Genomic DNA, 13,089 nt, shown 5'->3' on the forward strand with positions numbered 1-13,089 from the left:
TCGGCCCACCCCGCGGATACCGATTGCGTGCGGCCAGTTCGGGTACAACACATATTTGACCCGACGAGTTTTGACGAGGATTGATCTCATGGACGTCGCCCGGATGCTCGCCGACATGGCCCTTGAGCTGCAGCAGGACCAAGCACCACCGGCCATGTTGAACCGCGTGGCGCAGTACGCACGGCTCGCCCTCAACGCCGATGACGCCGGCATCATGCGCATCCACACACGTTCGAACATCCAGACGCCTGCAGCGACCACTCCCCGAGTCGACCGTGCACACCAACTGCAGGTCGAATACGACGAAGGGCCGTGCCTCGACGCGATCAACGGACGCGCCACATATCGCACTGACGATGTCGGTTCCGATCTGCGCTGGCCGCGATGGGGCCCGGCCGCCGCCGGGATCGGGATCCATTCCGCCGTCGGCGTCCGCTTGGCCACCCGGACCCGAGGCTACGGTTCGCTCAATATCTATGCCGACCGGCCGAGCGCCTTCACCGCGACGGACGAACAGGTCGCCGAAATGCTTGCGGCCCACGCGACCTCGGCGCTGGTGGCCGGCGAGCGCGCCGAAGGCCTGACCGCGGCGCTCGAGTCACGGACCACGATCGGACAGGCCCAGGGGATCTTGATGGAGAAGTTCGACATCAAGGCCGATGCCGCATTCGAGTTCCTCAAACGGATCTCCCAGCACGAGAACAAGCGCCTCCACACCGTGGCCGAAGCCATCGTGGTGCAACGGGAGGCGAACGCTCGCCCGTCGACAACCGACCTGGCACAGGACGAAGAGCCCTGATCGGGGTTCCCGCGAATGATTTGATCACCCGCCAGGTGGGTAACCCATCGTGCAAGGGTAGATGCTGCGCCTAGGGCGGCTGCTGTCCCAGGTGCCGCCGGTTCAACCAAGTGCTGGCGGCGCCGCACCCCCGTCAGACGAAGGCGCCCTGGCAGACAAGGCCCGCAGCCGGCGGGTGGCCGGCCCCTCGATCACCGTGCCATCAGGCGAAAAGCGGGAGCCGTGCAAAGGGCAATCCCAGCTGCGGTCGTTGTCGTTCCAGGTCAGCACACCACCTGCGTGCGTGCAGATCGCGAGGACCGCGCAGGTCCGGCCGTCCACCGTGGAAACCCCCGTCGGCACCATCTTGCGCCGCCCCACGGCCCCCGCGCCTTCGACCGGCCGGGTCGGCTCGGCCGCGGATTCGGCCGCCACGAGCGACCCCACCGCCGCGACACCGACCTTCGCATTGATCAGGACGCCATGCGCGAGTCCTGACGGGCGGGTGACCCTTCGGCCGAGCGTGGCCTGCCACTCGGGTCGTGAACCCAAAATCGCGCCGGAGATGCTGCGAGCCGCCATGACGGCTGTGGCCATCCCCCACTTGTCGAATCCCGTCGCGACGTGGAATCGGCCGCGTCCGCGAGGCAGCGCGCCGATATACGGATGTGAATCGTGCGAACGATAGTCCTGTGCGGACCAGGCGTGGGATTCGACCGCGCCGGGAAAGAACTCGGCCACCCAGTCACGGAGCTCGTCGACATGCCCGGCCTCGGACGAGACACGACCGACGCCGTGTTCGCTTCCGCCGACGAGTAACAACGTTCGTCCGTCGCCACGTGGGGCGTCACGGATCGACCGCGACGGGGAACCGGCCGACAGGTACATAGCCTGCGGCGTGGATTCGGCAGCCTCGAAGGCCAGGGCATACGAGCGCAGCGGCTCCAGCTTGGCGAAATAGAGACCCCGGTCGAGGATCGGCGACCCCGTCGCCACGACGATGTGATCGGCGTGCACCCGGGAGCCGTCCTCGAGACTCACCGAGGGACGTCCGGTGCGGGAAGCCGAGACCACCCGGCGCCCTTGATGCAACGATCCGCCGTGGCTTCTCAGCTGAGCGGCCATCTCGGCCAGGACGTCCATGGGATCGAGTTGAGCCTGCTCAGGAAGCACGACTCCGCCGTAGTTCGGGAAAGGGACATCGAGATCGTCGACGCGATGGGCAGCAAGGCCCACGGCCTTCGCTGCGGCGAGCTCGCCGTCGAGCGCGCCGACCTGTTCAGGCGTCGCGGCATATGTCACGGCATCGCGGCTCTGGTACGGGATCTGGTGATCGGCGCAGAATCGGAGCAACCACTGCTGGCCCTCCAGGTTGCCCTCGACGTACGCAGCCACAACCTCGCGCGACTGGTAGCCGAGCATCCGGGACAGCTTGGTGCCCTGGAGCAAGGACACCTTCGCGGTGGTGTTGCCCGTCGTCAGGGCACCGACTGTTCGAGCTTCGAGCACCGCGACCCGCCGTCCTGCACGAGCCAACAACAAAGCTGTCGTCAGGCCAGTCAGACCGGCGCCGATCACGATGTCGTCGAAGTCTGCGCCGTCCGGGAGCGGGTCGTCGGGGATCGTTTCGGGCCGGTCGAGCCACAGCGACGTCATGGTTGAAACAACACCTTGATCGCGCCATCTGCCTTGTCGCGGAACATCTCGTACGCTGCCGGTGCATCCGACAGCGGTAGGCGGTGCGTCGCGAAAGTCTCCAGCCCCAGGGGGTCGTCGTCGGCCAAGGCGAGGGGAAGCAGATCGTCGATCCATCGTTTGACATTCGCCTGACCCATCTTCAGCTGCACTTGTTTGTCGAACATCATCTGCATCGACATCGGGTCGGAGGTTCCGGCGTACACGCCGCTGATGGACACATTTCCGCCCCGGCGCACAGCCGACAGGGCGAAGTTGAGCGCCGCGAGCCGGTCGACACTCGCATTCGTCATCAGGGGGCGCGCCAGAGCCTTGGGCAGTAGACCGACGCCCTTTTGCATCGTCTCGGCGATCGGTGAGCCGTGCGCCTCCATGCCGACCGCATCGAGGACGGCATCGGCGCCCCGGCCTCCCGTGAGTTCGAGCAGGTCCGACTGCGTCAGGTCGATCGTCTCCACTCCCAGCGCGGCCGACCGCACCAGCCGGTCGGGCACCAGGTCGACCCCGATGACCCGGATTCCGCGGAGCAGCGCGATGCGGCAGGCCATCTCACCGATGGGTCCGAGGCCGACGACAACCAGGGTCTCGCCCGGCCCGACGTCCGCGTACTCGACGCCCTGCCAAGCCGTCGGAGCCACGTCGGACAGGTAGACGAATCGATCGTCGCTGGGGCCTTCGGGCACCTTGATCGGCCCATAGTCCCCGTGCGGAACACGGAGGAACTCCGCTTGTCCGCCGGGCACCGCGCCGTAGAGATCGGTGTAGCCGAACAGCGCAGCCCCCATACCGTGTTCTCGCACCTGTGTCGTCTCGCATTGGGTCTGCAATCCCCGATCGCACATGAAACACGAACCACACGCGATCTGGAACGGAATCACGACCCGGTCGCCGATCTCGAGGCCGGCGACGGCCGAGCCCTTCTCGACAACACGTCCCATCGGCTCATGACCCAAGATGTCTCCCGGGTGCAGGAATGGTCCGAACGGGTCATAGAGATGAAGATCGGATCCGCACAATCCCGTTGTGGAGACCTCGATGATGATGTCGTTGTCCTCCACGATCGTGGGATCGGGAACTGTCTCCACGCTGACGTCCCTCTTGCCCTGCCAGGTCACTGCTCTCATGGTTGTCTGCCCCCCGTGTTCTCCGCCTATTCGGTCACTGGGGCGTACCCGGTAGCCAATCGGGCCAAACTCGTCGAGACCTTGACCCGGTTGAGACCGTCGCCAACGGGGTACAAGTCGGCGCGTATACGTCTCGTCCAGCAGCAGGCGGGCACCGAACCGGACTGACCGAGGCAGAATTTCATGAATGCATCAGTAGATCGGAACACGGCGTGCTGACCCCGAAGGGACGGGGCGCCCTCAGCGAGGCGCTGTTCGAGGGCTTCCGCACCTCCCCGAAGGCGTGGGACGCCGTCTGCAGTATGGATCCCGACAACGACAACGATGCCCAGATCGCGTTGTGGGGGCTGTACGAACTGCACTACCGCGGCTTCGAGGACACCGACGACGCTCTCGAATGGCAGCCCGAACTGATCGGCCTTCGCGCCCGGCTCGAACGCGATTTCGAGCGCGAGCTGCGCCGGCGCACACCGGGGCCGAGTATCGAGGGTCCGTTCGCCGAGGGGATCTTCGAGTGGATCAGTCAGCACGAAGGGCCGTCTTTGGCTGCCTTCGTCCATCGTGAGGCCGATGTCGAACAGACCCTCGAGATTTTGAGGATGCGCTCGATCTACCACCTCAAGGAGTCCGATCCGACCGCGTGGGTCGTCCCACGTCTTCCGACGGTTCCGAAAGCGGCATTGATGGAGCTCCAGTACGACGAGTACGGGTGCGGTGATCCATCGCGCCTGCACTCCGAGATGTTCGCTCGCGGACTCGAAGCCTGCGGGCTGCGCTCCGAGTACGGGGCGTACATCGACGATGTCCCGATCGAAGTCCTGGAACAGAACAATGCGATGTCGCTGTTCGGGCTCAATCGCCGCCTGCGTGGTGCCGCCCTGGGACACCTGGCCGCTTTCGAGGCCACCAGCTCGCTGCCTTCGCGACGGATCGCACAAGGTCTGTCACGCCTGGGTCTTCCCCAGCAGATGATCGACTACTACGAGGAACATGTCGAAGCCGATGCGGTTCACGAGCAACTGGCCGTTCGGACGATCTGCGGCTCCCTCATCGCCGATGAACCCGCGCTCTTGCCAGACGTGCTGTTCGGCGCCCATGTATGCCTTGACCTCGAAGATCGATTCGCCGATTCGGTACTGGAGGCGATGAATCCATGAACCAGCACCCGGACGTCATCCTGTGCCCGGGCGGGCCCATGTTGCTGCGCGGCGATCATCTCGTCGAGGACGCTGACGGTGTCGAGCATCGGACGACCCGGCCTGTCAGCGCGGTGTGCCGATGCGGCAAATCGTCGCGTCAACCGTGGTGCGACGGAACGCACAAAGTCATCCCCAAGGCAGATCGGCCCTAACGGGTCAACCGCACGATCACACCACCGTCATAGCTCCTGCTCTCTACGACGCGTAGCTGTCGGGGGATGACTTCCGTCAGTCTCGCGACTTGATCCGCGGAGCCCAACTGCAGGAGGGCATCACCGCCTGGTTGCAGGTGGCTGCCGATCACGTCGCAGCACACCAGTGCCAAGCCCAATCCGTCGTCACCGCCGTCGATCGCGATCAACGGATCCTGCGGAAACCTGCCGGTCTCGGCTGTCGGCACCCACGGCGGATCGGCGATGATCAACGAAAAGTGCTCCGGCTCGTCGAGTGCCTCTTCCATACGACCCTCACGCACCTCTGCCCGCGACCCCATCTGGGCACGTCGCGCATTGGTGCGGGCGAATTCGCACGCAACAGGATTGACGTCGACCATGACGAGATGCCGGTCATTGGCGACGGTCGCCACGAGACCGATGTGACCGACGCCCGCGCAGAGTTCGAGCACCGGGCCAGCTGGTGCCGACTCCAACAATTCGGCTGCCCAGCACGCCTGCGCCAAGGTCCACTGCCGTGGGCGCAGGACACGGTCGTCGAACTGGATCGTCAAACCGCCGTAGTCGATCTCTTCAGCAACGCTCTGGGGCACTCCAGGGGATTACCCCCGAGGAGCTTTTCGAATCCCGTGACAATATGCGTGAGGCCGGCGCCCCGATGCGGGGTACCGGCCTCACCGGGTTGAGCAGTCCGACTAGCCGAGTCGTCGGCCCGATGCTGTGTCGAACAGGTGCACGCCGTCAGGATCGATCGGTGCCAGATGCAAGACCTCGCCTCGGGCCGGCGGATTGCGCCAATCCGCACGGGCCACGATGATCTGCTCGGTGCCGGAAACGTCCGCGCGTCCGTACACATACGCGTCGGCGCCGAGTTCCTCGATGACATCCACCTCGAAACGCAGACCCGTCTCCGCGACACCGAGATTCTCCGGCCGGATGCCGAGCGTCACGGTCGCCGAGTCCGCTTCCGCGATCGAGCTGCGCGACACTGGGGTGACCGTATCGCCGAAGGCCACGCCGCCGTCGGTGACGGGAAGTTCCATCAGATTCATGCTCGGCGATCCGAGGAATCCGGCGACGAACAGATTGGCCGGCCGGTCGTACATCTCACGGGGCGCATCGCACTGCTGCAGAACGCCGTCCTTGAGCACCGCCACCCGGTCGCCCATCGTCATGGCCTCGACCTGATCGTGCGTGACGTAGACCGTCGTCGTGCCGAGTCGACGTTGCAGCTGGGCGATCTGTGTGCGGGTCTGCACCCGCAGCTTGGCGTCGAGGTTCGACAACGGCTCGTCCATCAAGAACACTCGGGGCGAGCGGACGATCGCGCGGCCCATCGCCACGCGCTGCCGCTGACCGCCTGACAGCGCCTTCGGCTTGCGATCGAGATAGTCCGTGATGTCGAGCATCTTGGCCGCCTCGGTCACCCGCTTGGTGACCTCCGACTTGTTGGCGCCGGCGATCTTCAAGGCGAAGCCCATGTTCTCGGCAACCGTCATATGCGGGTACAGCGCATAGTTCTGGAACACCATCGCGATATCCCGCGACTTCGGCGGCAGATCGGTGACGTCCTGATCGCCGATCAGGAGGCGTCCGCCGTCGACCTCTTCGAGGCCCGCGAGCATCCGCAATGAGGTGGACTTGCCGCAACCTGATGGCCCGACCAAGACGAGGAATTCGCCGTCCTCGACCTGGAGTTCGAGTTGATCCACAGCGGGCTGGTCGTGTCCCGCGAAGATACGGGTGACCTTGTCAAATGTTACTGAAGACATGCTGATTCTTCCCTTCACCGGCAGGTACGTGCCGGACGATCCGAGTGATGGGTGTGTGTTCTGTTGTGGTGAAGCGCGTTCAGCCTACCTTGAAGCCGGTGTCGTGGGTCACACCCACCTCAGTCCTGGTCCCACTCCCTGGCGGGCAGCTGCAGGAGAATCAGCGGAACGGCAGCCAGGGTGAAGTTGCGGATCGCGGCGTCCAAGCCGTTCCAATCACTCGACTGCCACATCGAGAAGTACTCGCCGCCGACGGTGATGAAACCGAAGCCGAACAGGAACAGGATCATCAGCAGGCCGACACTCGCCAGCCGCTTCGCGGGGCGCCAGTGACCGGTTCCGAACGCCTTGACCATCCTCACGACGGCCCAGATGATGACGACCGCGGCAAGTGTTTCCCAGATGATGACGCCGACGTAGCCGATGTTCTGCAAAGTGTTGCTCTCGATCGCGCGCCACATGACATCGGGATCGTCGAACGTCGTGTCCATCTCGAGAACGTGGTGCACGAATGCCTGATTGCTGTCGAAGTCGGTGATGTTCCCGATCGCCACGAGGGCGATGTAGGCGCCGACGATGGCGGTCAGAACCGTCGCGATACCCGGCAGCGATCCCAACCGGTCGATGAATCGGTCGAACTTGTTCTCTTCGCGTTGAATGGTCATGTCACATGCCTCTCGGTCAGAGCTACTTGCTGATCATCTCCACATTCGTTGGTCAACGCACGCATCAACCGCCCGTGTCGGATCCCGGCCCGATAACTCCAAATAGGTCGATCACTATTCGGGTTTAATATGGTTAACTCGGAATAGAAGTCTTCTTATTCCGAGTTACGGAGGAGTCATGGCCCATCCCGGTGTCGCCCTGGCCAGTCCGGACTGGCCCGCTCATCAACGTGAGACGCGTCCTTGGTCACAGGCCTTCCGGCAAGGCCCTCGAGAAGACCGCATGTTCAGCTCCGTCGATGTGTGGTTGCCACCCATGATCGCCGACCGCGAACCGATCCTGACTTCTGCCCTGGTGTCATCGATGGACGCCGCCGCCCGAGAGATCACGGTTCTCGACCAGAGCGTCCATGCCGCCAATCTCCAGGCGGTATCGAGCATGCTCCTACGGAGCGAGTCCGTTGCTTCGTCGAAAATCGAACATGTCGAGGCTTCGATCACCGACTACGCCCGAGCTATGTACGGCTCCAAGGCCAACTCATCGGCCCGGTCCATGGTCGCCGCAACCGCCGCGCTTCAGACGATGATCGAGACCGTCAGCACAACGGGAGTCATAAGCCTCGAATCGCTGACCACGGCGCACCATGCCTTGATGGCAGACGATTCCGCCGAATCAAAGTACGCCGGCCGACTACGCGACATGCAGAACTGGATCGGCGGTAGCGACTTCTCTCCACGCGGCGCGCAATACATCCCTCCGCCGCCAGAAACTGTCGCCGACTACATGGACGATCTGATCCGGTTCGCGAACCGAGACGACATCCCAGCTCTCGCGCAGGCTGCGATTGCACATGCCCAGTTCGAGTCCATCCATCCATTCACCGACGGCAACGGCAGAATCGGGCGGGCCCTGGTCAACGCCATCTTGCGCCGTCGCGGAACCACGACGAAAGTCGTCATCCCCATCGCCTCGGCGCTGGTGGCCAGAACGGATCACTACTTCGGCCTTTTGGACCGATACCGCACCGGGAACGCGGCCGCGATGGTCCACGCACTGGCCGGCGCAAGCAGTATCGCGGCACGGGAATCACAGGTCACCGCTGTCAACCTCCGGCAGATTCCAGACGAGTGGCGTGGCCGCCTGGGGCGTGTCCGCGCCAACAGCGCAACCTTCTGGCTGCTCGACACCATCGCGGCCAACCCGGTGGTCACTGCCGAAGGAGCGGCCCGCTCCTTCCGGGCGCCGACCTCAAGCATCTACAGTTCGATCCAAAGACTTGTCGATGCTGACATTCTCATACCCCTGACCGACCGCAAACGCGATCAGGTCTGGGGAGCCAACGACATCCTCGACGAACTCGAAGACCTCGGCACACGCATCGAGATCGCAGCGCGCCTGGCAACGTCGTCCTGACTGCGACAGGCCACGCGTCCTTGTGTCTCCGACGGGGATTCAGCCTGAATCCGAGCCCGTGCCAGCACATCGAGCCGACGGATGGACCGCTCCCAAAATGGCGTCGAGTCCGAACTCGAAGCGCTCATCGAAGCTGATGTCGACCAGACCTCGCCCCAGACGCCTCAGCGTCGGGAAGTCACCAGCTGCGACAGCTTCTTCCAGGGCCTTGGGACCATCTTCAGGGCCGGCCTGCTCATCCTGGGTCAGTCCGAGCATGAAGTAGAACAGCCCCCAGGTCGCGCGAACGCTCTCGCTGTCTGACACCCCGGACTCCACGAGCGCGGTCGTGATCGCCTCGGCCATGCGCAGTGTGCTGTCCTCCATCGGAGCCGTCCCCGCCACCAGGCGTGCTCCGTCCCGGTGCGTCAGAAGAGCCCGCCGACAGCGACGCAGGACCTCCTTGGTCCGCTCGATCCCGTCATCGGGGAGCGCCTCCAACGACATCCCGGCCAGAACCGTCGAGGCCATCAGCTCCAGGAGGGCCGCCTTGGTGCCGACCTGAAAGGAGACGGTGTTGACGTTGACCCGCATCCGCCGAGCCACCTCTCGCACCGACACAGCCTCGACACCCTTGTCGTCGAGCACGCCGAGCGCGGACCGGATCACCTCGTCACGGGTGTGACGTCGTGCTGGCATCGCCTACTCCTTCGGCTCGACGGATCCTGTGGAACCGCCTCGCGATCGACCGATCACGAGGCGCGATGTTCCATCCTATCGGGTTAGGGTAGCCTGATCAATATTAGTTAGGGCGTCCTAATCAAGTTGTGATTTCTCTCGGCGCCCGGACACCGACGAATGGACAACACCATGACTGAAACCCTCGCGAAAGTGAAAACTCCCGCCATCACGCTGACCGCAGGAATGCTCATCGCGATCCTGCTCGTGGCCGCAAACCTGCGAGCCACACTGACCGGCGTCGGTACGCTGCTCCCCTACATCGAGAGGGACACGGGGCTCGCCGCGAGCTGGGGCGGAGCGCTGGGCGCGCTCCCGCTCGTCACCTTCGCTGTCACATCGCTGTTCGTCGGCCGCGTCTCCCATCGCTTCGGCTCCGCTCGCGTTCTGGTGGGTGCACTCACAGTGCTCGCCATCGGAACTGTGGTCCGCTCACTTCCCGGGATGCCCTTCCTGTTCGGCGGCACCGTGGTCCTCTCGGCGGCGATCGCCTTCGGAAACGTCCTACTCCCCTCCCTCATCCGCCACCATGTTCCGCCGGCACGTATCCATCTCGTGACCTCCCTGTACGTCACGATCCTGGGTTTGACCGCAGCACTTTCCTCAGGCATTTCAGTACCGCTTGCCCAGGTGTTGCCGGGATCATGGCGCTCCTCGCTCGCTTGGGGCAGCGTGCTCGCAGTCATCGCACTGCTTGTGTGGCTGCCCCGCATGCGGGGCGATCGGCCCGCCGCCGAGGCGGGACGGTCACACAGTCCGACTCCCTGGAGGTCGGGCCTGGCGTGGCAGGTCAGCTTCTTCATGGGCCTGCAGTCACTGGGCTTCTACACAGCCATCGCCTGGCTGCCGAGCATGCTCGCGCATCAGGGCATGAGTACGTCATCCGCTGGATGGATGCTCTTCTACTACCAGATCGTCGCCCTCGCGGCGAGCATTCTGCTCCCACTGATCACCAGGGGCCGCCACGACCAACGGTTCATCGCATCTGCTGCGTCCGTCATCGTCGCTGCGGGCTTCGGCGTGTTGTTGATCCTGCCGGGTCTCGCGATCCTCGCGTGCACGCTGCTCGGAGTCGGCGGTGGAGTGTGCCTCGTCCTCGCCCTGAGCTTCCAGTCGCAGCGCGCGGCCGGGGCCGGCGAGTCCGCGGCGCTGGCCGGGATGGCACAGTCGCTGGGATATCTGGTCGCGGCAGCCGGTCCGGTCCTGCTCGGGATCGTCCACGAGGCAACCCATGACTGGACCGCGCCACTCATCCTTCTCATCGTGATCAGCCTTGTCATGACCGCCTTCGGCTACGGCGCAGGACGCGACCGCCACGTGGAGGTTGCGGCTCGCACGTGACGCATGTGCAGGACGAGCCGTTGTGCCACGGCACAATCGCGTGACCTCGAAGATGGCGCACAACGACATTGGACGGGTGCGAGACCGACCCTACGGTTGATTCATGAACACCGAAGCCAGACGCCGTCCTCGACTCCGGGAACTTCGGGCCTTCATCCCCGCGAGACGCGGATTGCCCACCAGACGATCCGCGCTTCAAGAAGCGGCCACCGTCGGTGACCTCCGAGCACTGGCTGAGAAGCGTGCCCCACGTCTGGTATTCGACTACGTCGACGGGGCAGCCGAGGACGAGCGATCCCTCAGAGCCTCCGTGGAGGCGTTCGATCGGCTGGTGTTCCATCCCCGCATTCTGCGCGATGTCGGCACCGTGACAACGAGGACACGGATTCTAGGGCGCGAGACGGCGATGCCGCTCGTGCTCGGTCCGACCGGTTTCACGCGGATGATGCATCGCGACGGGGAGATCGGCGTCGCCACCGCAGCCGCATCGGCAGGTGTGCCGTACACACTGTCCACCATGGGAACCACCCCTGCGGCCGACCTGACCACAGCGGCCGGCGAGGGGTGGAACTGGTTTCAGCTGTACGTCATGCGGGACCGCAACCAGAACCTCGAGAGACTCGCGACGGCACGCGAGGCAGGTATGGACGTCTTGGTCCTGACCGTCGACGTCCCCGTCGCCGGAGCGCGACTTCGCGACGTGCGCCATGGCATGACGATCCCGCCGACGCTGCGGTGGAAGACCGCAGGGCAAGCCATGAGGCGACCGGCCTGGACGTGGGACTTCCTGACCAGCGAGCCCCTGAGCTTCGCCACCGCAGGCGGCTCGCCCGGCGATCTCGCCGGCATGATCAACACGATGTTCGACCCCACCACGACCCTGGCGGATCTGGAGTGGATCCGCAGCGTCTGGGAGGGCAAGATCCTGGTGAAGGGCGTCCAGGACGTGAATGACGCCGTCGACCTGGCCTCAATCGGGGTCGACGGAATCGTGGTCTCCAATCACGGCGGCCGGCAGCTCGATCGCGCGCCCGTCCCCCTCAACCTTCTCCCGGGTATCCGAGATGCCGTCGGTCCAGACCTCGACCTCTTCCTGGACGGAGGCGTCCGCAGCGGCGCCGACATCGCCGCTGCGGTGGCTCTCGGCGCCACCGCAGCCTTCGTGGGTCGCGCGTACCTCTTCGGACTCATGGCCGGCGGTCACGACGGCGTGGCGAGGATGCTCCAGATCCTGCAGACCGAACTGACTCGGACCATGCAACTGCTCGGCGCCACCAGCACCCACGAGCTCGATCACCGTCTCATCACCCTTCCGGAAGGAACACCATGAACGATCTCTCCACTTGCACGCTGCCCGATGGACGAACCCTGGCCTGGGCGGAGTTCGGGGACCCCGACGGCATCCCGGTGGTGCAACTGCATGGCACACCGGGCGGACGCCTCGCCGGAGCGGCGGAGCACGAGGTTTTCATCCGCCAAGGCCTTCGCGTCATCACGCCCGAGCGGCCCGGATACGGATCCAGCGATCCACGGCCCGGTCGGACCGTGGTCGACGTTGCCGATGACGTCGTCGAGGTGATGAATATGTGCCAGATCGACCGCGCGATCGTCATCGGTGGCTCCGGAGGGGGTCCACATGCCCTGGCCGTCGGTGCAGTAGCACCCGAGCGCGTCCTCGCAGTCGGGGTGCTCGTCGGAGCGACGGCGTCTCTTCTCCCCGAGGAAATCGAGCTGCTCATCGGGCACAACCGGCACGTCCATGAGCACCGCGCCGACGCTGCCACGCTCCGGCAACTGCTGGAGCCCGCGCGCGAAGCGATCTTGCGCGACGGTCTGGCTTCGGTGGTACTGGACGCCGCGGAAGTGGACCGCGAGAAGATCCTTGCGCGCGCCGAACAGGCTGACCGCACAGTAAGAAGCGCACTGGAGCCGGGCGTCGAGGGCATGGTCGATGACTACGTGGCTTTGTGGAGCACGCCCTGGGGCTTCGACCTCTCGAACGTCGCGGTTCCGGTCGTGTGGGCCCATGGGCTCCTCGACTATTTCGTGCCGCACTCCGCCGCGTCCCGCACTGCCGCAGGCCTTCCGGACTGCCGGTTCATCACGTGGAACGACGTCGGGCACGTCGCAACGCCGGAGCTCATCGGTGACTTCCGTGCCGCCGTCCTCGGCGCGGCCCTCGCTCGCCTGGCACAACCGGTCGTATGAGGA

The 13,089-nt window shown here is 64.8% G+C and carries 13 protein-coding genes; 7 read left to right on the forward strand and 6 right to left on the reverse strand.

All coding sequences use genetic code 11. The annotated features are described in order from the left end of the window. Positions 1 to 88 precede the first annotated feature (88 nt). Entirely contained in the window at positions 89 to 799 is a 711-nt protein-coding gene (locus tag ACXJKC_RS05275) for a GAF and ANTAR domain-containing protein (RefSeq protein WP_456695634.1), read from the forward strand. Between the two features lie 102 nt (positions 800 to 901). Here the strand turns inward: ACXJKC_RS05275 and ACXJKC_RS05280 are convergent, their stop codons facing one another. Then, entirely contained in the window at positions 902 to 2,434 is a 1,533-nt protein-coding gene (locus tag ACXJKC_RS05280; protein WP_456695635.1) for an FAD-dependent oxidoreductase, read from the reverse strand. Next, entirely contained in the window at positions 2,431 to 3,597 is a 1,167-nt protein-coding gene (locus ACXJKC_RS05285) for an alcohol dehydrogenase catalytic domain-containing protein (RefSeq protein WP_456695636.1), read from the reverse strand. The genes ACXJKC_RS05280 and ACXJKC_RS05285 overlap by 4 nt, the downstream gene beginning before the upstream one ends. 212 nt (positions 3,598 to 3,809) lie before the next feature. On the opposite strand from ACXJKC_RS05285, the gene ACXJKC_RS05290 reads away from it, so the two are divergent. Together ACXJKC_RS05290 and ACXJKC_RS05295 are read left to right on the forward strand one after the other, a co-directional pair. Continuing rightward, entirely contained in the window at positions 3,810 to 4,754 is a 945-nt protein-coding gene (locus ACXJKC_RS05290) for an iron-containing redox enzyme family protein (protein WP_456695637.1), read from the forward strand. Then, the gene (locus ACXJKC_RS05295; RefSeq protein ID WP_456695638.1) at positions 4,751 to 4,948 is read left to right on the forward strand and encodes a CDGSH iron-sulfur domain-containing protein; all 198 of its coding nucleotides are present in this window, start codon (positions 4,751 to 4,753) and stop codon (positions 4,946 to 4,948) included. Before ACXJKC_RS05290 ends, ACXJKC_RS05295 begins: the two co-directional genes overlap by 4 nt. Here ACXJKC_RS05295 and ACXJKC_RS05300 read toward each other — a convergent pair. From ACXJKC_RS05300 to ACXJKC_RS05310, 3 genes are all read right to left on the reverse strand, one after another. Beyond that, the gene (locus ACXJKC_RS05300) at positions 4,945 to 5,562 is read right to left on the reverse strand and encodes a methyltransferase (RefSeq protein WP_456695639.1); all 618 of its coding nucleotides are present in this window, start codon (positions 5,560 to 5,562) and stop codon (positions 4,945 to 4,947) included. The genes ACXJKC_RS05295 and ACXJKC_RS05300 overlap by 4 nt on opposite strands. A gap of 102 nt (positions 5,563 to 5,664) precedes the next feature. Next, complete coding sequence (locus ACXJKC_RS05305; protein WP_456695640.1) at positions 5,665 to 6,741, reverse strand: ABC transporter ATP-binding protein; 1,077 nt, start codon at positions 6,739 to 6,741, stop codon at positions 5,665 to 5,667. Between the two features lie 119 nt (positions 6,742 to 6,860). Next, positions 6,861 to 7,406, reverse strand: coding sequence for a DUF2165 domain-containing protein (locus ACXJKC_RS05310; RefSeq protein WP_456695641.1), 546 nt, complete (start codon positions 7,404 to 7,406; stop codon positions 6,861 to 6,863). Positions 7,407 to 7,689: 283 nt separating this feature from the next. Here ACXJKC_RS05310 and ACXJKC_RS05315 point away from each other — a divergent pair, with 283 nt between their 5' ends. Next, positions 7,690 to 8,820 (forward strand): Fic family protein, encoded by a 1,131-nt coding sequence (locus ACXJKC_RS05315; protein WP_456695642.1) that lies wholly within the window; start codon positions 7,690 to 7,692, stop codon positions 8,818 to 8,820. 39 nt (positions 8,821 to 8,859) lie between these two features. Here the strand turns inward: ACXJKC_RS05315 and ACXJKC_RS05320 are convergent, their stop codons facing one another. Then, the gene (locus tag ACXJKC_RS05320; RefSeq protein WP_456695643.1) at positions 8,860 to 9,498 is read right to left on the reverse strand and encodes a TetR/AcrR family transcriptional regulator C-terminal domain-containing protein; all 639 of its coding nucleotides are present in this window, start codon (positions 9,496 to 9,498) and stop codon (positions 8,860 to 8,862) included. A 171-nt stretch (positions 9,499 to 9,669) separates the two neighbouring features. On the opposite strand from ACXJKC_RS05320, the gene ACXJKC_RS05325 reads away from it, so the two are divergent. The 3 genes from ACXJKC_RS05325 (at position 9,670) to ACXJKC_RS05335 (ending at position 13,086) form a co-directional block, all read left to right on the forward strand. Beyond that, complete coding sequence (locus tag ACXJKC_RS05325) at positions 9,670 to 10,878, forward strand: CynX/NimT family MFS transporter (RefSeq protein ID WP_456695644.1); 1,209 nt, start codon at positions 9,670 to 9,672, stop codon at positions 10,876 to 10,878. Between the two features lie 103 nt (positions 10,879 to 10,981). After that, positions 10,982 to 12,208, forward strand: a complete 1,227-nt coding sequence (locus ACXJKC_RS05330) for an alpha-hydroxy acid oxidase (RefSeq protein ID WP_456695645.1) — start codon at positions 10,982 to 10,984, stop codon at positions 12,206 to 12,208. Then, positions 12,205 to 13,086 (forward strand): alpha/beta fold hydrolase, encoded by an 882-nt coding sequence (locus tag ACXJKC_RS05335; protein ID WP_456695646.1) that lies wholly within the window; start codon positions 12,205 to 12,207, stop codon positions 13,084 to 13,086. The genes ACXJKC_RS05330 and ACXJKC_RS05335 overlap by 4 nt, the downstream gene beginning before the upstream one ends. Positions 13,087 to 13,089 lie beyond the last annotated feature (3 nt).

The organism is Aeromicrobium sp. P5_D10, assembly GCF_054049535.1.

Coding starts and splice junctions, on each gene's coding strand:
- ACXJKC_RS05275 (WP_456695634.1), top strand. CDS start 89: ATGGACGTCGCCCGGATGCTCGCCGACATGGCCCTTGAGCTGCAGCAG.
- ACXJKC_RS05280 (WP_456695635.1), bottom strand. CDS start 2,434: ATGACGTCGCTGTGGCTCGACCGGCCCGAAACGATCCCCGACGACCCG.
- ACXJKC_RS05285 (WP_456695636.1), bottom strand. CDS start 3,597: ATGAGAGCAGTGACCTGGCAGGGCAAGAGGGACGTCAGCGTGGAGACA.
- ACXJKC_RS05295 (WP_456695638.1), top strand. CDS start 4,751: ATGAACCAGCACCCGGACGTCATCCTGTGCCCGGGCGGGCCCATGTTG.
- ACXJKC_RS05305 (WP_456695640.1), bottom strand. CDS start 6,741: ATGTCTTCAGTAACATTTGACAAGGTCACCCGTATCTTCGCGGGACAC.
- ACXJKC_RS05310 (WP_456695641.1), bottom strand. CDS start 7,406: ATGACCATTCAACGCGAAGAGAACAAGTTCGACCGATTCATCGACCGG.
- ACXJKC_RS05315 (WP_456695642.1), top strand. CDS start 7,690: ATGTTCAGCTCCGTCGATGTGTGGTTGCCACCCATGATCGCCGACCGC.
- ACXJKC_RS05320 (WP_456695643.1), bottom strand. CDS start 9,498: ATGCCAGCACGACGTCACACCCGTGACGAGGTGATCCGGTCCGCGCTC.
- ACXJKC_RS05325 (WP_456695644.1), top strand. CDS start 9,670: ATGACTGAAACCCTCGCGAAAGTGAAAACTCCCGCCATCACGCTGACC.
- ACXJKC_RS05330 (WP_456695645.1), top strand. CDS start 10,982: ATGAACACCGAAGCCAGACGCCGTCCTCGACTCCGGGAACTTCGGGCC.
- ACXJKC_RS05335 (WP_456695646.1), top strand. CDS start 12,205: ATGAACGATCTCTCCACTTGCACGCTGCCCGATGGACGAACCCTGGCC.